14 protein-coding genes are annotated in these 18,421 nt (G+C 57.2%); 11 read left to right on the top strand and 3 right to left on the bottom strand.

All coding sequences use genetic code 11. The features are described from left to right. Positions 1–89: 89 nt before the first annotated feature. Positions 90–1,715 (top strand): FAD-dependent oxidoreductase, encoded by a 1,626-nt coding sequence (locus DMP06_RS04950; RefSeq protein WP_123208637.1) that lies wholly within the window; start codon positions 90–92, stop codon positions 1,713–1,715. Positions 1,716–1,837: 122 nt separating this feature from the next. On the opposite strand, the gene DMP06_RS04955 is transcribed toward DMP06_RS04950, so the two are convergent. Beyond that, positions 1,838–2,608: an IclR family transcriptional regulator gene (locus DMP06_RS04955; RefSeq protein WP_161957822.1), complete on the bottom strand. Its 771-nt coding sequence runs from the start codon at positions 2,606–2,608 to the stop codon at positions 1,838–1,840. Positions 2,609–3,030: 422 nt separating this feature from the next. Here DMP06_RS04955 and DMP06_RS04960 point away from each other — a divergent pair, with 422 nt between their 5' ends. The 8 genes from DMP06_RS04960 (at position 3,031) to DMP06_RS04990 (ending at position 11,860) form a co-directional block, all read left to right on the top strand. After that, a complete protein-coding gene (locus DMP06_RS04960) occupies positions 3,031–3,996 on the top strand; it encodes an FAD:protein FMN transferase (protein ID WP_123208673.1) in 966 nt (321 codons plus the stop codon). A 103-nt stretch (positions 3,997–4,099) separates the two neighbouring features. Further along, positions 4,100–4,273, top strand: coding sequence for a hypothetical protein (locus DMP06_RS11405; protein ID WP_161957823.1), 174 nt, complete (start codon positions 4,100–4,102; stop codon positions 4,271–4,273). Positions 4,274–4,411: 138 nt separating this feature from the next. Next, on the top strand, positions 4,412–5,866 hold the full coding sequence (locus DMP06_RS04965; RefSeq protein ID WP_123208639.1) for a CCA tRNA nucleotidyltransferase: 1,455 nt from the start codon (positions 4,412–4,414) through the stop codon (positions 5,864–5,866). 201 nt (positions 5,867–6,067) lie between these two features. Further along, positions 6,068–7,435, top strand: coding sequence for an AAA family ATPase (locus tag DMP06_RS04970; protein WP_123208640.1), 1,368 nt, complete (start codon positions 6,068–6,070; stop codon positions 7,433–7,435). A gap of 235 nt (positions 7,436–7,670) precedes the next feature. After that, positions 7,671–8,336, top strand: coding sequence for a DUF5131 family protein (locus tag DMP06_RS04975; RefSeq protein WP_123208674.1), 666 nt, complete (start codon positions 7,671–7,673; stop codon positions 8,334–8,336). Between the two features lie 53 nt (positions 8,337–8,389). Then, entirely contained in the window at positions 8,390–9,301 is a 912-nt protein-coding gene (locus tag DMP06_RS04980) for a radical SAM mobile pair protein B (RefSeq protein WP_123208641.1), read from the top strand. A gap of 44 nt (positions 9,302–9,345) precedes the next feature. Beyond that, complete coding sequence (locus DMP06_RS04985; protein ID WP_148042494.1) at positions 9,346–10,464, top strand: c-type heme family protein; 1,119 nt, start codon at positions 9,346–9,348, stop codon at positions 10,462–10,464. 151 nt (positions 10,465–10,615) lie between these two features. Beyond that, the gene (locus DMP06_RS04990) at positions 10,616–11,860 is read left to right on the top strand and encodes an ammonia-forming cytochrome c nitrite reductase subunit c552 (RefSeq protein WP_161957824.1); all 1,245 of its coding nucleotides are present in this window, start codon (positions 10,616–10,618) and stop codon (positions 11,858–11,860) included. A 244-nt stretch (positions 11,861–12,104) separates the two neighbouring features. Here the strand turns inward: DMP06_RS04990 and DMP06_RS04995 are convergent, their stop codons facing one another. Continuing rightward, positions 12,105–12,470, bottom strand: a complete 366-nt coding sequence (locus DMP06_RS04995) for a winged helix-turn-helix transcriptional regulator (protein ID WP_123208644.1) — start codon at positions 12,468–12,470, stop codon at positions 12,105–12,107. 179 nt (positions 12,471–12,649) lie between these two features. Between DMP06_RS04995 and DMP06_RS05000 the strand changes: the two genes are divergently transcribed. Next, a complete protein-coding gene (locus DMP06_RS05000) occupies positions 12,650–13,156 on the top strand; it encodes a flavin reductase family protein (RefSeq protein ID WP_123208645.1) in 507 nt (168 codons plus the stop codon). 118 nt (positions 13,157–13,274) lie between these two features. Here DMP06_RS05000 and ppk1 read toward each other — a convergent pair whose 3' ends face one another. After that, positions 13,275–16,076, bottom strand: a complete 2,802-nt coding sequence (ppk1, locus tag DMP06_RS05005; RefSeq protein ID WP_123208646.1) for a polyphosphate kinase 1 — start codon at positions 16,074–16,076, stop codon at positions 13,275–13,277. 479 nt (positions 16,077–16,555) lie between these two features. On the opposite strand from ppk1, the gene DMP06_RS05010 reads away from it, so the two are divergent. Then, positions 16,556–18,202: a polyphosphate--AMP phosphotransferase gene (locus DMP06_RS05010; protein ID WP_123208647.1), complete on the top strand. Its 1,647-nt coding sequence runs from the start codon at positions 16,556–16,558 to the stop codon at positions 18,200–18,202. Positions 18,203–18,421 lie beyond the last annotated feature (219 nt).

The following is an 18,421-nucleotide window of genomic DNA, read 5'->3' on the forward strand; positions in this document are numbered from 1 at the left end:
GAGATATTGCGGTTCTGGGGTTTGGCGAAGCTCTCCTCAGTGCGTTGGTTCCGACGCGAAGCTCAAGACCCAAAGGTTAGGGGGACGTCATGACCGCGATGCAATCAATGAAGTCGGAATCCACTATGGAAAAGGGGCTGTCACGCCGTGGGTTTGTGACTGCTGCCGCAATGGGGCTGGCGGGGGTAGCGGCCGCGGGGCTGGCAGGATGCTCTCCAAGCCAAGCGGGCGAGAAGGCCCCTTCTTCCGCATCCACGGGATCGAGCGTGCCTTCTTCGTGGGATGGCGAATACGATGTCGTTGTGTGCGGAGGCGGCGGCAGCGGGCTTACTGCGGCGTATTCTGCGCTTGAGAATGGGGCGTCGAGCGTGCTGGTGCTTGAAAAGGCCGGCACCACGGGCGGAACAACCGCTCTTGCAGAAGGCGCCATTCAAGCAAGTGGCACCACATGGCAAAAAGAAATCGCTGGCGTGATCGATGACAGCCCGGAGCTTCATAAGAATTTTTGGATGACCGACGGCGAGGGGCTTGTCAAAGAGGAACTTGTGCAATGCATGGCTGACAATGCGGCCGATAATCTGCAGTGGATGGCCGACAACTTCAATATCACTTTCTCGAACGTGTTCGGATGCTATCCCACGCCCTATATGAAAGACGAATACATGCGTGATCGCATCCATCTGATTACTGACGCATCCGACGAAACGAAGACCGGAGGCGTGGTGTGGGCCACCAATGCCCTTGCCGCCGTGCAGGAAAAGGGAGGCGAGGTGCAAACCGATACGGAAGTGGTTGACATTTACCAAGATGAAAGCGGCACGGTTGTAGGCGTTGCTACCAAAGACGGCAAGAACTACAAGGCAAACAAAGGCGTTGTGCTGGCGATGGGGTCAATTGACCACAACGAAGACATGGCATTCAAGTATGACCAGCAGCAGTATTGGGATATCAAGACGCAGGCCGTTGCTACTGCCGCAACCAATACAGGCGACGGCATTCGCATTGGAATGGCGCACGGCGCCGATACGGCGTTCCATGGTGCTGTCGACCTAATACTCCAAACTTGGAGCTACACCAACAACCAGAACCCCGAAATCCCCTATATCCTGATCGATATGCGCGGCAACCGATTCGTGCGTGAGGATACCACGTACGCCTTCCACTGCCGCGCGATGTTCAACGCCGCTATGGCCCAGGGCGGCATGGATGGGTGCACGTACATGCTCATGGACAACAAGATGCTGACGTCGGACGCCAAATGCTCCTGGTCTGATAACGCATCGGACGGCGCGGATGCTCGTAAGGCGGCGCTTGATGACGGGAGCCTGGTGCAGGCCGACTCGCTTGACGAGCTTGCGAAGGCGCTGGGCATGCCCGCATCCAATCTCAAAGCTACGGTCGAATCGTGGAATGCCGCGTGCAAGGCTGGGGAAGACGCCGCTTTCGGGCGCGTTGTCCAGCTGACACCGCTCGATGAGGCTCCTTACTTCGCCTGGAAAACCCAGAACACCAACATTGGGTCTATTGGCGGGCTCCTGATCAATACCGATGCCGCAATTCTCGATACCGATGGGAACCCCATTCCGCACCTGTTCGGCGCCGGCGTTGACACGGCAGGGTGGATTGGGCCGTACTACCCAGGCTCCGGCACCTGCCTCCAGGGCGCGCTCAATTGGGGACGCATTGCCGGTAGGAACGCGGCGACTACGGCATAGCTGAAACAATTAATTCTACTGAGCAGTTCGATATAGGGCAAAACCGCCGGCAGCGTCCCTCCTCGCACCGGCGGTTTTTGCATAACGGGCGCCGCTCGCTGACGAAGCTATGGTGCAAAGGCTCACTCGACGTATCCCATGCGTCGCGAAATGCCCGCCGCCGCACGCATAACCTTGTGCGCCACGGCGGCAAAGTCTTCCTCGGGGAGGTCGCCGTTTGATCCGCTTACGCCTACCGCCGCAACGGCCTCGCCGCTGAAATCGAAAATGGGGGCCGCAATGCATCGGTGGTCGAATTCCGATTCCTCGCAGTCGGCCGCCCATCCGTTTCGTCTGACGGTGCGCAAATAGCGCACGAAATCCCTGCGGTTTGTAATGGTGTTGGGCGTATGGGGCTCAAATGTAAAATCGAAAAGCGCCTCCTCAAGCTCTTCGGCCGAAAGGCACGACAGAAGCACCTTTCCCATTGACGAACAGTGGGCGGGATAGCGTTTTCCTACACGGGTGAAATCTTCATCCGCTTTGCTCTCGGATTCTTTGCCGATGATGGAAATGAAGGGGCCGTCGAGTACTCCTAGGTAAGCCGGAAGCTTCAGGGCGTGCTCAAGCGCAAGCAAATACGGGCGAGCTTCAACCTGAAGCTCGAGCGAATTGATGTGCCGACTCATCAGGATGAACGGTTGCGGCCCTAACTCGTAAGCGCCGGAAAGAGTTTTTTCGGCATATCCGCGGGTTGCCAGGGTCTGCAAAATGCGATGCGTGGTGGTTTTGCTCAGGCCTGTTTTGACCGCAAGCTCCGATACCCCAATTCCCCCATGGGAGCTTGAAAGCGCCTCAAGTACGTCCAGGGCGCGTTCGAGCGACTGCATTGTTTGTTTTTCGCGGCTGTCCATAAAAGTCCCCCCCTCCATGGGCCATTGACCAGTATAAACAAAACGCATCAGGGCGTATTGCCGCGGCTTTGGAATGCAACGCGCTGTTCATGGTTGGTTTCGTTGAGAAGGAGGGGGCTTTGGCTTGCGCACGCTGAGCCCATGTGCGACTGCGGTCTCATGCGCGGCCGGCGGGTCGCATGCGGCCGCAGGCCATGCGAGATACAGCTCCCATTCGACTACGAGCCATGCGAGGTAGCAGACCTCATATGACCGCAGCCAATGTACGAGACTCCGGGCTCCATTCTCGCCACGCCGCATGCGATGCTGCTCGCCGTCGGCACTCGGAAAGACGCCTCTTCTATAATATGCAGCGGTATTCTGCGGCGCCCATGGACGGCGCGTGCTTCATACTTGTGCGAAGACTGACGAAAGGCATCACGATGCTCGATGCGATTCCCCTGGAAGATAAAGTGGATTACCTGCGCGGCAAAGATCCGCAGGGACCGCACCAATGTACGTTCTACGCCTTCAACACCGAGGTGGCTTTGAGCGCCTACGGAGAAGAGCGAGCGGTGTTCCCGGCATTTTCTCAGGCGGTCGAGGCGTGTCGCCGTTATGAGCGTCTGTTCTCGCGCACGCTGCCGCATAGCGATGTGTCGCGGCTGAATGCGGCGGGTGGCGCCGCCGTGGCAATTGCGGATGAAACGTATGAATTGCTGCAAGGGAGCCTTCGCTATTGCGAGCAGTCTCTTGGTTGGTTCGATATCACGGTGGGAGCCCTCACCAGTTTGTGGGATTTCCAGCGCGGCGTGATGGCGGATGCCGATGAACTGCGGGAGCGATTGGGGCTTGTTGACTGGCGCCGCGTTGAGCTTGGCGGCGAGCCGGGCGCCCGCACAGCGCGGCTTGGCATGCCGGGCGCTATGGTGGATGTGGGCGGCACGGCAAAGGGATGGATTGCCGATAGGCTCGGCGAGCTTTTGCGCGACTGCGGCGTGATGCATTTTATTATCAACCTGGGAGGCAACGTGGTGGTGGGCGGCGGTAAGCCCGACGGCAGCCCCTTTGCTGTTGGCATCCGCAATCCGCGGGACACATCCAAGATTCTCGGCGCCGTGAATTTAACGGATGGCTCAGTGGTGACGAGCGGCCTTTACGAACGCTGCTTCGAGATTAACGGCAAGCGTTATTGTCACATTCTCGATCCGCGTACGGGCATGCCCATCCAGACCGATGTCGAAAGCGCCACCGTAGTGGCGGCAAAGAGCTTTGATTGCGATGGCTTTTCCACCACACTGTGCGCGCTCGGCATTGAGGGCGGCATCGAGTTTGCCAAAAGCCGCCCCGAAATCGCCGTCGCGATTTTCGTGGATGGCCAGAACCGCCTCTTTTATTCGACGCAATAACAAGGGCGGATCATTTTGCACAAAACAGCAACAAACATGCGCTGTTTTCCCAGTTCATGAGAAAATAAAGCCAACAGATAAGCAACGCCGAAGGGAGGCGACCATGGATCTTGAAGATTTGCTGCCCGTCATTGTTGTTATCGCAATTTATGGCATAGGCGTGTGGCTTTGGGGCGATCCCGGTTGGCCGCTCACGGTCATCGCCAACTTCCTTGGCGATCTTGGTTTTGGTAGCGGAACCGAAGGCGGCTACCCTTGGGAGGCCGCTTCGAAGTAGGACGATTGCCTAAAGCCAGCGAACCGCATCCGCCAAGCGCCGTGGCTTTTCGCCGCGGCGCGTCCTTTTGCGTTCTAGGCGCATTTGCGTATGATGCGAAGGGGAATGCGAATGCATGCATAGGTCGGAGGTTTGAGTATGGCGACTGCGGTCGAAGGAAAATACGAGCGCTTGGACTCTCCCGAGATTACGTGTGCGAGAGAGTTCGCTCGGGCGGTTGCGGCACGGGGCGGGCGCGCGTATTTCGTGGGCGGCTGCGTGCGCGATGCGATTTTGGGGCGCAAGACCAAAGACCTCGACATCGAAGTCCATGGGGTTTGCCGGGAGGAGCTCGAGCGCATTCTGAGCGAATTCGGAACCGTGATGCGGGTTGGCGAGTCTTTCGGCATCTACAAACTGTTCGGCAACGATATCGATGTGGCGCTTCCGCGTACCGAGGTGTGCGTGGGCAAGGGGCATCGCGACTTCGAAGTGCAGGTCAATCCTGCGCTGGGCATCAAAGAGGCTGCCCGCCGCCGCGATTTCACCATGAATGCGCTGTATGAGGATGTGCTGACGGGTGATGTTTCCGACCCTTACGGCGGGCTCGCCGATCTGCGCGCCGGCGTGATTAAACATGTTGATGGGGGCACATTCGGCGAAGACCCTCTGCGCGTGTTGCGGGCGGCGCAGTTCGCCGCGCGTTTCGACATGCGCATCGATGCTTCCACCGTCGAGCTGTGTCGCACTATGCAGCTCGAGCATCTTCCTCACGAACGCATCGCGGAAGAAACCAAAAAGGCGCTGCTCAAGGCAACGCATCCTTCCGTGTATTTTCGGGCGCTGCGCGAGATGGGTCAACTCGAAGGCTGGTTCGATGAAGTCGATTCGCTTGTCGGCGTGGAGCAAAATCCATGCTTCCATCCCGAAGGTGACGTGTTCGAGCACACCATGATGGTGCTCGACTGCGCCGCCGCGCTACGCGAACAAGCAATCTGGCCACTGGGCTTGATGCTCGCCGCGCTTTGCCATGACATGGGCAAGCCTAAAACTACGTTCAGGCTGGAGACGGGTCGAATCGTGTCGTACGGCCACGAGAACGAGGGTGTTGAAGTGGCTGCGACGTTTATGGACCGTGTGTTCCATGAGAGGCGCCTCAAGCAGTATGTGCTGAATATGGTCAAGCTGCACATGCGTCCCGGTTCGCTTCTCAACGCCAATGCAAAGCAGAAGTCGTTCACCAAGCTATTCGACGAGAGCTGCTGTCCGGCCGATTTGTGCCTTCTTGCGCAGTCTGACTGGGAGGGCAGCACGGGCGGCGAACCGTTCTCAACGGTGGCAGATAGACTCGCCGGGCATCTGCGATGTTTCGAAGAGCTTATGGCCCGCCCGTATGTGAAAGGCGATGACCTGATTGCCGCCGGGGTCGAGCCGGGCCCTGAGATGGGTGAGGTGCTGCGGTTCGCTCACAAGGTGCGTCTGGCGGGTGTTTCCAAGGGCGAGGCGCTCACGCAGTGCCTGGGCATGTACCGCGCGCTCCATCGCAAGGCCGAAAACCGGCGCAAACATGCCTGCTCTGGGGAGTGGCTCTCCTGTCGTGGCCAAATTTACTGAATCATAATTCACTGAAAAATAATTCAGTAAACTTTGGCGAATACAGAACGATTTTGGCTGGAATTCCACTCTCTCGTCGGCATAGGGCTCTTCGACGAAATGAATCAAGGGATGGGATATGCTTCCTCGCCCTTATGGACTTGCACTTTTTACTGAATTATAATTCACTGAAAAATAATTCAGTAAAAAGGTGAGGCTTCTATGTTTGTGGGACGAGAAAAAGAGCTTAACGAACTTTGCAACCAATTTTCCAGCAACAATCGCACGGCAGTGCTTGTATATGGAAAACGCCGCGTGGGCAAATCGACCCTTATTGCGGAAGCGGCAAAAAGTTTCGACGGGGTGGTAGTCAGCCATCTTTGCGCTCGCAGTACGTTTGAAGGCAATCTTTCGCTGCTGTGTCGTAGCACTTCTCAGGCTTTAGACCTACCGCCTTTCACGGTTCAAACGCTATTTGACTTTTTCGATTTCCTAGAAGCGCAGAACAAACGCATCCTTCTTATTCTCGATGAATATCAATATTTTAAAGATTCGTTGCGGAAGGGCGAGCTGGATTCCTATATGCAAGCGGTCATCGATCGGCTGTCGACAAATGTGAAAATCGTACTATGCGGCTCCTATGTCACGGTGATGCGTGAGCTGCTTGACCGGGACAACCCGCTTTTCGGACGGTTTACGGGAATCGTGTATCTGCATGAGATGGATTATTACGATGCGCGACGTTTCTATCCTCATGATTCCGTGCATGACAAAATAGCTCGTTATGCGGTTTTTGGGGGATCACCTTATGTGTTGTCCATGTTGGCGCCTGGGGAGTCTTTGGAGTCGAGCGTCAAGCGGCTACTGCTTCCCCAGAACAGTCTGTTGCGCTCCCACGTGGAAAACATCATGCTTGCTGAAATTCGAAAGAGTTTCGACATTCGTATTCTGCAAATTTTGGGCAACGGGAAAAAACGCTATTCCGATATTGCTTCCGCGCTCGGGGGCGATAACGCTGGGCTTTTGGGTAAGCAGCTCAATAACCTGCTTGATATGGAAACGATTGAAAAAACGAGTCCTATTAATCGTAAGAATGACAAAAAGAAGACGTTCTACTCAATCAAAGACAACCTTATGCGATTTTATTTCTGCTATCTGTTTGCCAACGAGGGAGCAATAGCTCGCATTGGCGAAGACGCATTTTACGAGAATGTTGTGGCACCGTCGTTAACTCAATTCATTTCATTGAGGTTCGAGGGTATTGTGATGCAGTATTTTTCCCGGCTAGCAAAAGCCGGTAAAATGTCTGGCATCGAAGATTTGGGTACCTATTGGTACGACGATCCCGAAAGCCATGAGAATGGGCAGTTCGATTGCGTCTTGCGGCAAAATGGGGCGTATGCATTCTATGAGGCGAAATACTATCAATCGCCTATGGGCCTGACCGAATGTCAGATGGAAGAACAGCAGGTGAGGCACCTTGCATCGGGGGGCGATGCGCGTATCGGATTTGTTTGTTCGGCTGGGTTTGATTTCAAGAGCGAACACTATGACCTGATCAGTGGCGAAGATTTATATTGCCTCGACTGAGTTTTTCGACACGATGTTTTATAAAGATTTCCTTCTGTGCTTCTATGACTTTACAGCAAAATGTTCTTCTACGTCGAATCGTGCGACGACGGCGCATTCACCGCGTCGCTCATGACCTCTTGCGAAAGATACTTTTTTCATACCTCATACGGAAAAGCTGCGTACTTGTGTTTTGCCGCATTGCTGAGATAAGATCTTGCCAAATGCGTAGCGCATCGTGGCGGAGGAGGCGTACGTGGCGGTTTGCATCAAGACGCTCATTCGTAACATCAACCTAGTTATAGGGTGCACGAACAACTGCCCATATTGCTACGCAAGGCGCAATTGCCGCCGCTTCCATATGACCGAAGATTTTTCCAAGCCGGTGTTTTTCGAGCGAAAGCTGCGTCTGCTCGATCGCAGGAACCCCGGCATATATTTGCTCACAGGCATGAGCGATTTGGCTGATTGGAAGTCCGAATGGGTTCGCATGACGTTGGACCGCATTGCGCAAAACCCGGAAAACACCTATCTATTTCTCACGAAAAGCCCTGATAGGCTTACGTTTAGCAGCAGCCTTGACAACGTATGGGTGGGCGTAACCGTGACGCGCGCATCCGAGCTTGGCAGGCTGGCATCGCTCAAACGGCGGGCCGCGTGCAAGCATTATTTCATCACGTTCGAGCCGCTGCACGAATCTTTAGGCGCGTTCGACACGAACGGGTTCGAATGGGTGGTTGTGGGTTCGGAAACGGGCGGGCGCCGTGGCAAAATCACCGCCCACCCTGCATGGGTGAACGAGGTGGCCCATCAGGTCAGGTGCGCAAACACCCCGATATTCATGAAGGAGGAGCTTGAGAAAATCATGGGTTCTGAGGCTATGATTCAAGAGCTGCCTCTATCGTTCGGTAGCAGCGCCTAAAAGCAGTGGTCAGCGCGATGCCGCCGAGCCATTCCAAAGCGAAAGGAAAGCCAATGGGTATAGAGAACATCGCCGTGCGCGAGGTGGAGGCCAAAAGCATTCTGACCAGATCAAGCCTGCCCGTGGGCGGGTATTCGGCCAACCCCTATGTGGGCTGCCCGCACGCATGTCGCTATTGCTACGCGTCTTTTATGAAGCGCTTTACGGGGCATGACGAAGACTGGGGCACATTCGTGGATGTGAAGCGGTGGCCGCGCATCAAGAATCCTCGTAAATATGCAGGCCAGCGCATTGTGATTGGCTCGGTGACTGACGGCTATAACCCGTTGGAGGAGCGCTATGCCGTAACACGCGACCTGCTCGAGCAGCTGCGTTACAGCGATGCGAAAATCACCATCTGCACCAAATCCGACCTCGTGGTACGCGACTTGGACCTTCTGACGAGCATGAGCGACGTTACCATTTCCTGGTCCATCAACACGTTGGACGAATCGTTCAAAAACGACATGGACCAGGCAGTAAACATCGAGCGTCGCCTTGCGGCCATGAAGGAGGCCTACGATGCGGGCATCAGAACTGTATGCTTCGTAGCGCCAATTTTCCCCGGCATCACCAATGTTCAGGAAATCATCGAGCAGGCGTGCGACCGTTGCGATTTCGTGTGGCTCGAAAATCTCAATCTGCGTGGCGGGTTCAAGCGCGACATCCTTTCATACATTCGCGACAAATACCCGCAGCTTGCTTCTCTCTATAATGAAATCTACGTACGCGGCAATCGCGACTGGTGGCGCAATCTTGAGGCACAGCTGCATGCCTTCGCCGAAGAGCAGGGTCTGCCCTGGCTAGATGGCTATCTTCCCGACGGCCGCAGCAAGCCTGGAAGTCCGGCGGTTATCAACTACTTCTATCATGAAGAGGTGCGCGATAGCGAGAACACGGGGGTTCGGAAGTTGCGGAAAGGCTAAGCGTGCGGCGAAAAGCTTGAGCGCATCATGTGCAGGAGGTGGGAATGAAGTATTTCCAAAACGGAGTGTGGGGGAGATTCGTCAAGTTCTACCTGCTTGCCGCCGTGATTGCCGTGGTTGCGCTGTGCCTTTTTCTGGCGTGGTCGTACAACGTGAAGGGGGAGGAAAACGTGCGCCGTGCCCTCGCCGAAGCCCGCACGCTCAATACCGAGATAGATGCCGCATGGGACTACATAGATTCGGTGCAGCCTATTCTCACACGCATGAGCGGTGACCCTCTTTCGGGCGGCGTGTATTGCGTGGTGGCCGCGAAAGACATCGCCGAGCGCTTCTCCAACAATTCCGAATACAGCATTCGATACGTAAGAATCAACCCTCGCAATGCTGAAGACGAGCCCGACTCTTTCGAACGGCAGGCGCTTGACGAATTCGAGCGGTCAAGCGCGGCAGAATATTACGGGTTGGTGCGCGAGGGCGATAACGCAGTGTTCAGGTATGTGACTAAGCTCACCATAGATTCCAGCTGCCTTTCATGCCATGGTGAGCCGGCGGGCGAGAAAGACGTGGCGGGGTATTTCAAGGAAGGCATGTCTGAGGGCGACGTGGCGGGCGCGGTGAGCATCGTCATGCCCATGGACGAGATATTCGCCCAAGCCAAAAACGACCTTGCACGCACCGCCGCGTTTTTCTGTGCGCTCATGGGCGTTATGGGCATTCTTTTGGCCCTTGCTCTGCGCAGTTGGGTGGCGAGGCCAACTATGGCCGAGAACAATCAGCTCATCCAGGAATCGCATACCAAATCGCGCATCATCACCGCCGCTGTGCAGGAGCTCAAATCGCGTCCGCCCGAAGTGTTTTCCACGGGCGATTTACGCGTGAATCTGCGCTCGGGAGAGGTGTTGCTTCGCGGCGAGAAGGTTGATCTGACGCCCAAGGAATCTCGCATCGTAGTGGTTCTCGCCAGCCATCCGAATGAAACGTTCGGTAAAGACGATCTCGTGCGAGAAATTTGGGGCGAGGAATACGTGGGCACCTCTATCAGCATTTCGGCCTACGTGCGGCGTGTCAGGTCAAAGATAGAGGACGACCCCGGCAACCCGTGCTATATCCTCACAGTGCGCCAGCGAGGCTATTGCATGCGCGCCGATGAACGGGAAAAGTAGACGTGAAAGTGGAGAGCGGGAGAAGAAGCTGTTTTCCCTGTTCAAAACTAAGGCTGCGATTTCGCAGCATCGCTTTCGATGGGTTCGCGCACGCCCTACACTGCTGAAGCGAGGGGTATATCACGTGACCATCGAAAGGGGGATGGGACCCATGACGAAAACAAGTGAACGGAAGATGCGCGCGACAGGCGTCACGCTTGCGGTTGTGGCGGTGGCTACCGCTGCTATTGTGGGATGCTTCGGTTGCGCACCCACAACGCCTTCAGCGCCAGATAGCTCTGCTGCCGAAGAGGAAAGCGTGTACAAGACCAATGCGGAATGGACTACGATGTATCCAGCAGAGGGCGAGTCGTTCGCACAGGCAAAGATGTCTAAGACCTATGACGCTTTCTACGCAGCATCCACCGCAGCATTCGGCCTGGAGGATGCCCCCGCGGCGTGCGCGTCGTGCCATTCGCGCGTAATGTTCGAGAAACACTTCAATGAAGTGGGCTACGACATTCTTTACGACAACACGTCCGAGTATGAGGACATGGAGTGGTCCAACTGCTCCAACTGCCATGTGGGCGACCCTGGTGAGGGCGAGGTCGAAGGCGGAAACCTGTACGGTGCCGTTACGTCGGCGAGCGCGTCCGAGCTGTTCCCTGAGGAGGATATGGTATGCGGCCAATGCCATGCTATGTTCCCCGGCCAGACCTATATGGAAGAGGCCAACGAGGGTATCGATCAGTATAAGTATGGCTACGACCCCGACAGTATGCTGAAGGCCATGCAGGAGTACTTCTCCGAGAACGAAATTACGGGCACCGATATTGGAGCTGGCATGGTTGGTGTTCCCGCTCTTGATCCCAACATCGACACGGTGCTCTATCTTACCGATGCTTGCACCGCGTTGGAGATGTTCCAGGACAGCAAGCATCAAAAGGCTGGCCTCACCTGTACTGACTGCCACATGCCTGAAACTACCACCGAGGAAGGCAGCGAGTATACCTGGCATAACATGACTCAGTCGCCGCTTGAGAACCCTGTTGCGCTGGAGAAGTGCATGGCATGTCATGAGAGCCAAGGCATTGAGAACACTGAGGAGATGGTGGAGTTCGCCGAAGGTAAGATGTCCGAGGTGAGCGAGCTGGCAACCCAGACCAAAACCGACCTCGATACGCTGTATGGTCTGCTCTCTGACGCCGTAGCAAATGGCGGCGTGGATGAAGCCACACTAGATGCGGCCAAGGAGGCGTACAACCAGGCCAACGTGTACTATCTGTTCCAGGGCGGTACCTCCAGCGAAGAAGTTCGTCTGGGAGGTCGCGAGGCTGCTCATAACTATGAGTACCAGATGGAGCTCTTGAACAAGGCGGAGGGCATCCTCCACGAGGCTATCGATTCGCTGCAATAACGTCGAAGCTAGCAATATGGCTGTGTCCCCTCCTGCAAGCAGCCAAACCACAGAAAGCCGTCCTCTACCCCTTGGGCGGCTTTCTTGTGTGTGTCTGATTCGATGGCGCAGGGCACGGATGTCGCAAACGACAACGACTTTGGACAATGATACACATTGCCAGCAATTCGGGTGCCGGCGATGCAAGTCCGAAGCGCGATGGTCGAGATGGCTACGGTGGTAGCCAGATTGTGTTAGTTGCGAGTTAGGGGATATACTTGAGTCCCCATTGTGCCAGCGCGTAGAACACAGGCATCAAGTCGCGCCCTTTCTCGGTGAGCGAGTATTCTACGCGCAGGGGCATCTCGTTGTATTGCACGCGGTCTATCAGCCCGTTTTCCTCGAGCTCTCGTAAGGTGCCAGAGAGCATGGTGTTGGTGATGGCGGGCATCATCCGCTTGAGTTCGTTGAATCGCAGGGACGATTTGATGCACAGCTCGTAGATAACCTGCAGTTTCCATTTGCCCTGGAGAATTTTGATGGTTGAAATGACCGGGCAATTGCCTTGCTCGGTCAGAATGACGCTACTCACCCGCTCTTCAAACTCTTCGTAGCTCATGTTCGGCTCCATACAATGCTCCTTCGAGGTCATGTGACAAAGAGACTCGGCATTTGTTCAACGTTTGCCCCTTGGTACGGTTTGACGTATCTAGTACATATTTATTGCGTACTAGATTATTTAATAATATCAGGTACGATTATTATACCGCATATGAAAACAGCGGGAAACGCAGACATAAGGAGGACTCCATGAAAGAGCTCAATATCTTCGAAGCAACTGCACTGACCTCTCCCAATTTGCTCACGTTGGTGTGCACCAAGAGGGAGGACGGCAGCACCAACCTTGCCCCGTTGTGCTTCGTTTCGTATCTATCTTTCGATCCGCCTATGATTGGCTTTGCCGCTGGCAAGCAGTCGCACACCGGCGAGCGCGTGCGTGAAACAGGGGAGGCCGTCATTGCCGTTCCCGGAGAAAGTCTGAAGGAGGCCGTCATGGCATGCGGCGCCTCCACCGGTGCCGACACCGACAAGGTGGAGCAGTTCGGCATTGAGATGATGGATCTCGAAGGCAGCGATATTCAGGTGCCTGCCGACAGCAGGGCGCTTTTCGTGGTGGACCTGACCCAGACAGTTGAGGTGGGTGACCATAATCTGCATATCTGTACCATCAAGAAGATTCTTGGCGATGAGGGCGTCAAGAACCTGTATGCCTGGAATGGTTTCACGGTTGTAGAAACTGCCCAGATGGGAGCCTAGGCATTAATCGGGCGCATTCGAATCGTTCATCTCGCAAGACAAAACGAGCGGATTGAAATAATCCGCTCGTTTTTCTTATGATACTTTTATATGCCGAAACGTTGCGGCGCTTAATTGCCTACTTGCCGAACAGCCTGGCGAAGAAGCCCTTCTTCTTGGGCTCTTCGGCGGGTGCGGGCGCGGGTTCGGCTGCGGGTGCAGGAGCCTGCTCGGCAGGAGCAGCGGCCTCGGCTTTGGCGGCTTCGGCGGCCTCGATGCGTTGGCTTACCGTGGGCTTGGGCTCGGACTTCGCCTCGGGCGCAGGCTCAGAAGGCGCCTCGGGAGCCGCGGGGGCTGCCGGCGTCTCTGCCTTGACGGGCGCGACCTCGGGAGCGGAAACCGCAGGCTTGCTCTCTGCGGCGGGCGCTTCCTTCTTCTCGGCGGCAGAATCTGCCGGTTCGTCCAGATCGCTCATACCTCCGTCGTAATCGGCGGTGTTCGCGGCTTCGTCATCGTTTTTGCCCTGGTAGCCGGCGTTTTCGGACTCCATCTCCGAATCGATGGCGCTTGCGCGACGCGCGGGCACGCGTTCGTAATCGAGCGCTGCCTCGTCTTCGCGCGCCTCTTCGTCAAGCGCTTCGATCTGCGTGCTCACGGCATGCATGATGAAATCGCGGCTGGGAGCCTGCGGGGCGCGCTCGGCGGCGATATACGCCTCCTTGATCAGGTGGTCCTGTGCGTCGAACGGCTTGGCGGCGAAGCTTCCGTCGGGGCGGCGTGGCACGAAGTGGTACAGCTCGGTGTAAGCGCCGTTAGGCTTGAGCTCGCGCAGCTTCGCGGTGTCGGAGAGCATGGTGTTGTAGTACTTCACGACCTTGGCGCGCAGGTCGGGGTCGTTCACCGGCCAGGCAATCTCCACGCGCTTATCCAGGTTGCGGGTCATCAGGTCGGCGCTCGACAGGTAAATCTTGCGCTCGGGGTCGTCTTCGGCGCCGAACATGTAGATGCGAGAATGCTCAAGCTCGCGGCCCACCACGCTCACCACGCGGATGTTCTCAGTATGGCCGGGCACGCCGGGCACCAGGCACGAGATGCCGCGCACGAGCAGCGTTGCCTTCACGCCGGCGCGGCTGGCCTCGGCAAGCTTCTCGATGACGTCTTTGTCGGTCACCGAGTTAGTCTTCATCATGATGCCGCAGGGCTTTCCGGCTTGGGCCTTGGCGATCTCTTCGTCGATGGCGGCGCAGATGTTCTGCTTGATCATGAGCGGGGCCACCCACAGACGCTTGTAATCGTCGGCGATGGTTTCAAGCTGCATGTTGCGGAAGAACTTGGAGGCATCCATGCCGATCTTGGGATCGCAGGTGATCATCGACAGGTCGGTGTAGAGCTTCGCCGTCTTCTCGTTGTAGTTGCCGGTGCCCAGCTGCGTGATGAACTGCAGGCCGTCTTTGCCGCGACGCGTGATGGCGCAGATCTTGGAGTGCACCTTGAAGTCGCGGAAGCCGTAGATGATGTTGCAGCCAGCCTGCTCGAAGCGCTGCGACCACTCGATGTTGTTGCTCTCGTCGAAGCGGGCGCGAAGCTCGAACAGCGCTGTGACCTCCTTGCCGTTTTCGGCGGCGGTGATAAGCGCCTCGGCAAGGCGCGACTGGCTTGCCAGGCGGTACAGCGTGATCTTGATGGAGATGACGTCGGGGTCAACGGCGGCTTCTTGCAGCAGGTGCACGAACGGATCCATGGACTCGTAGGGATAGGAGAGCATGACATCCTTGTGCTGCACCTGGTCGATGACGCTCACGCCACGCACCAGGCAATCGGGCCACTGAGGGCTTGCCGGCTCATCGGTGAGCGCTGCGGCGCGCTCGGAGCCAACCAGCCCCGCCAGGCCCCAGGAATATCCCATGTCAAGCGGCATTCCCACGGAGTACACCTGGTTGCGCTTGAGCCCGAGTCGCTTGCACAGGAAGCGCTCGGTGGTATCGGACAGCGGACGCTCGCTTTCCAGGCGCACGGGGGCAAGGCGTCCGCGCTTCTTCAGGATGCGCTGCATGTGGCTGCGGAAATCCTCATCGTATTCGTCGGATTCCTCGTGCATGTCGAGGTCGGCATTGCGCGTCACCTGGATAACGTTGGCATGCTTTACCGGGTACATCTCAAAGATATGATCGGCCGCCATCTCAAGCGCATGCTCGAGCAGGATGAAGGCGTAGCCGCCGTTGGGATCTTTCAGCGGAATGATGCGGTTGCAGTCGCGCGGCATGGGGATGATGCCCATGATCACGTTCTCGGCGGCCTTGGCGCGGGCTTTTGCCTTTTCGGGCTCGGCCTGGTCGTCCAAGCGCACGGCTATATAGAGCGCGCCGTTTTCCAGATGGGGGAACGGGTGCAGCGAGTTGATGATCTGCGGGGAGACGAGCGGCAACACGTTCATCTCCATGTAGTCGTCCAGCTCTTCAAGCTGGGCGGGGGTGAGCTCGTCGGGGTAGAGCTGGTGAATGCCGGCCGCTTCGAGCTGATGGCGCACCATGCGGAAATCCTCCGACGCCTTAGGGGTCAGCTCGCGCACGCGCGCATACACGGCATCGAGCTGCTCTGCCGGGGTCATGCCTGTTTTGCTGTCGTAAACGACCTCTTTGGCGAGCTCCAGGTCGAGCAGGCTGCCCACGCGCACCATGAAGAACTCTTCGAGATTGGAGCGCCAGATGGCGATGAACTTCATGCGCTCAAGCAGGGGTACGGCGGGATCGGTGGACTGGTCAAGCACGCGCTTGTTAAACTCGAGCCACGAAAGCTCTCGGTTTTGCATGTACGGCTTGTGAGCGGGGCGGGTCTTGGCCTTGCTCTTGACCTTCTTTTCCGGCTTACCGGATACATCTGCAGCAGCTTTGCGGCCGCTCGTCTCGCCGCCTTCATTAGGGGTAGCGATGGTGTCCGCCATAAAAATCCCTCCTGTTCTGCACGCAGCCGCCTAGCCGCACGCCCAGGTGCCGAGCGCAGCGGACGCGGCCGCTTTGATGCGTGGTCGAAAATGGGCGCGTTCCTCATAATTTGCCCACATCTTCATTATAGCGGTTAGTGGCCGTATTTCCTGAAGCATTGGGCGCGTGGCAACGCGACGTTACGCGAGCCGGAACGGCGGCGGTCGCGTACACGGTTTTGCGCGATGCGTTCGCCCGCCTCGTGCCGTCTTTCATATTCCAGGTGAAGGGTCATTCGAGGGGAACGCGTTCGTAAAATTCGCGTAAAATAGAAAGGTACGCTCAATCGCGATTTGACGTGCGTTCGAATGGGCGCACGCGTGGCGGGCACACGGCTGAATGCGCTGGGCGGCATCACGGAAGCGGCGCACGCCGAGGGAGACGCGCGTTCCCGTTGGCAATCGAGGGGAGCGTCGCGCGAGAGAAAGCAGGTAGTTCCATGCTCGAACAGGTTGATCTTTCCGTTAAAACTCCCAAGGAGGAATACAAGCCCGCTTACGACGCCCTGCTGTCCAAGCTCGTTGTTCTGCAGCAAAAGGCTCGCTCTGAAGGTCTGGGCCTCGTGGTTCTGTTCGAGGGCTGGAAGGGTGCCGGCAAAGGCAGCCGCATCGGCGATCTGCTCCACAACCTGGATGCCCGTGCCACGCATGTGCATGTGCTCTCCAACTTCGACGAGGAAGAGGCCAAGCGCTTCCGCGACATGGGCACCGGCGTGACCGGGTTCCAGCCGTTCATGCAGGAATTTTGGGATTCGCTGGGCATGCGCGGCGAGATGACCATCTACGAGCGCGGCTGGTACACCGCGGCCGCCCGTCGTTTGCTCTACACCGACAAAGAGGACCTCACGCAAACCTATCGCGCCGCCGCCGGCGAGTTCGAGCGCCAGCTTGCAGCCGATGGCTATGTGATCGTGAAGTTCTTCGTGCATGTGTCCAAGGAGGCGCAGAAGAAGCGCCTGCGCGAGCTGCGCTCCAATCCGTCGACCGCATGGCGTGTGACCGACCGCGATCTTAAGCATCTGAAGGACTACGACGAGACGTATGAGCGCTACGACGAGCTTTTGCGCATGACCGACTACGATTTCGCGCGCTGGACCATCGTCAACGGCGAGGACAAGCGTACCGCCAACCTGGTGATCGCCCAGACCATCGTTAATGCGATGGAGCGCGCACTGGAAAAGGGCGCCGATCCTGCGGCTGCCGCGGCGGCGCTCAAGGCTCAGCAGAACAGCGCCGGCCTGCTTGCCGCGACCGATCCGCGCAACCGTTCCGAGGAGGAAACCGCGCGCGTGATGGAAGAGGCCAAGCGCCAGGCGGAGGAGGCCGCGGCGCTCGCACCGCGCCATTCTCGCTTCACCATGGTTAAGCATCCGCCGCGACTGGAGGATATCGACTACTCGCTGGCGCTTACGCGAGAGGAGTATCGAGAGGAGCTGAAGCGCGAACAGAAACGTCTGGGCGAGCTTGAGCTCGAGATGTATCTTGCGCGCGTGCCGCTGATGCTGGTGTACGAGGGCGACGACGCGGCCGGCAAGGGCGGCAGCATCAAGCGCGTGGCGCAGGCGATCGATGCGCGTGCGTACACGATCTTCCCCAGCCCGGCACCTACCAAGCCCGAGCTGATGCATCCGCATCTGTGGCGCTACTGGACGCGTCTGCCGCGTGCCGGCCATGTGGGCATTTACGACCGCAGCTGGTACGGCCGCGTGCTGGTGGAGCGCGTGGAAGGGTTCGCCAGCCCCGAGGAGTGGGGTCGCGCGTACGATGAGATCAACGAGTTCGAGCAGGAGCTCAATGCGTGGGGCGCGCTGCTGATCAAGTTCTGGGTGGCGGTTGACCGCGACGAGCAGCTGCGTCGCTTCATCGAGCGCGAGAACACGCCCGAGAAGCAGTGGAAGATTACGTCGGAGGATTGGCGCAATCGCGATAAGGCGCCGCAGTACGCCTCCGCGATTAATGACATGTTCCGCTTGACCTCGACCGAATATGCGCCGTGGACCATCCTGGAGTCCAGCAACAAGTATTATGCGCGCATCAAGGCGCTCAAGACCATCAACGATGCTCTGGAGAAGCGTCTGGGGAAGTAAGGGTTGCCGGGCAGGCAAAGTGAGGGCCGCTGAGCAACAACGTAGTTCCAACCATCAGGGAGCCGCCTCGTGCGGCTCCTTTGTTATGGTGCACGAAAAGACAAGGAGCAACGGGAGCAGGTTCCGAAATTCTGTTCAAAGGCGAATCGAAAACCGGGAAGATTTTGACGAGAAGCAGAGTGCGAATCGGCAAGATTTTAGCAAGGTTTTAAGGTACGC

This window comes from Slackia equolifaciens (assembly GCF_003725995.1).
In the GTDB taxonomy this organism is placed as follows: domain Bacteria; phylum Actinomycetota; class Coriobacteriia; order Coriobacteriales; family Eggerthellaceae; genus Slackia; species Slackia equolifaciens.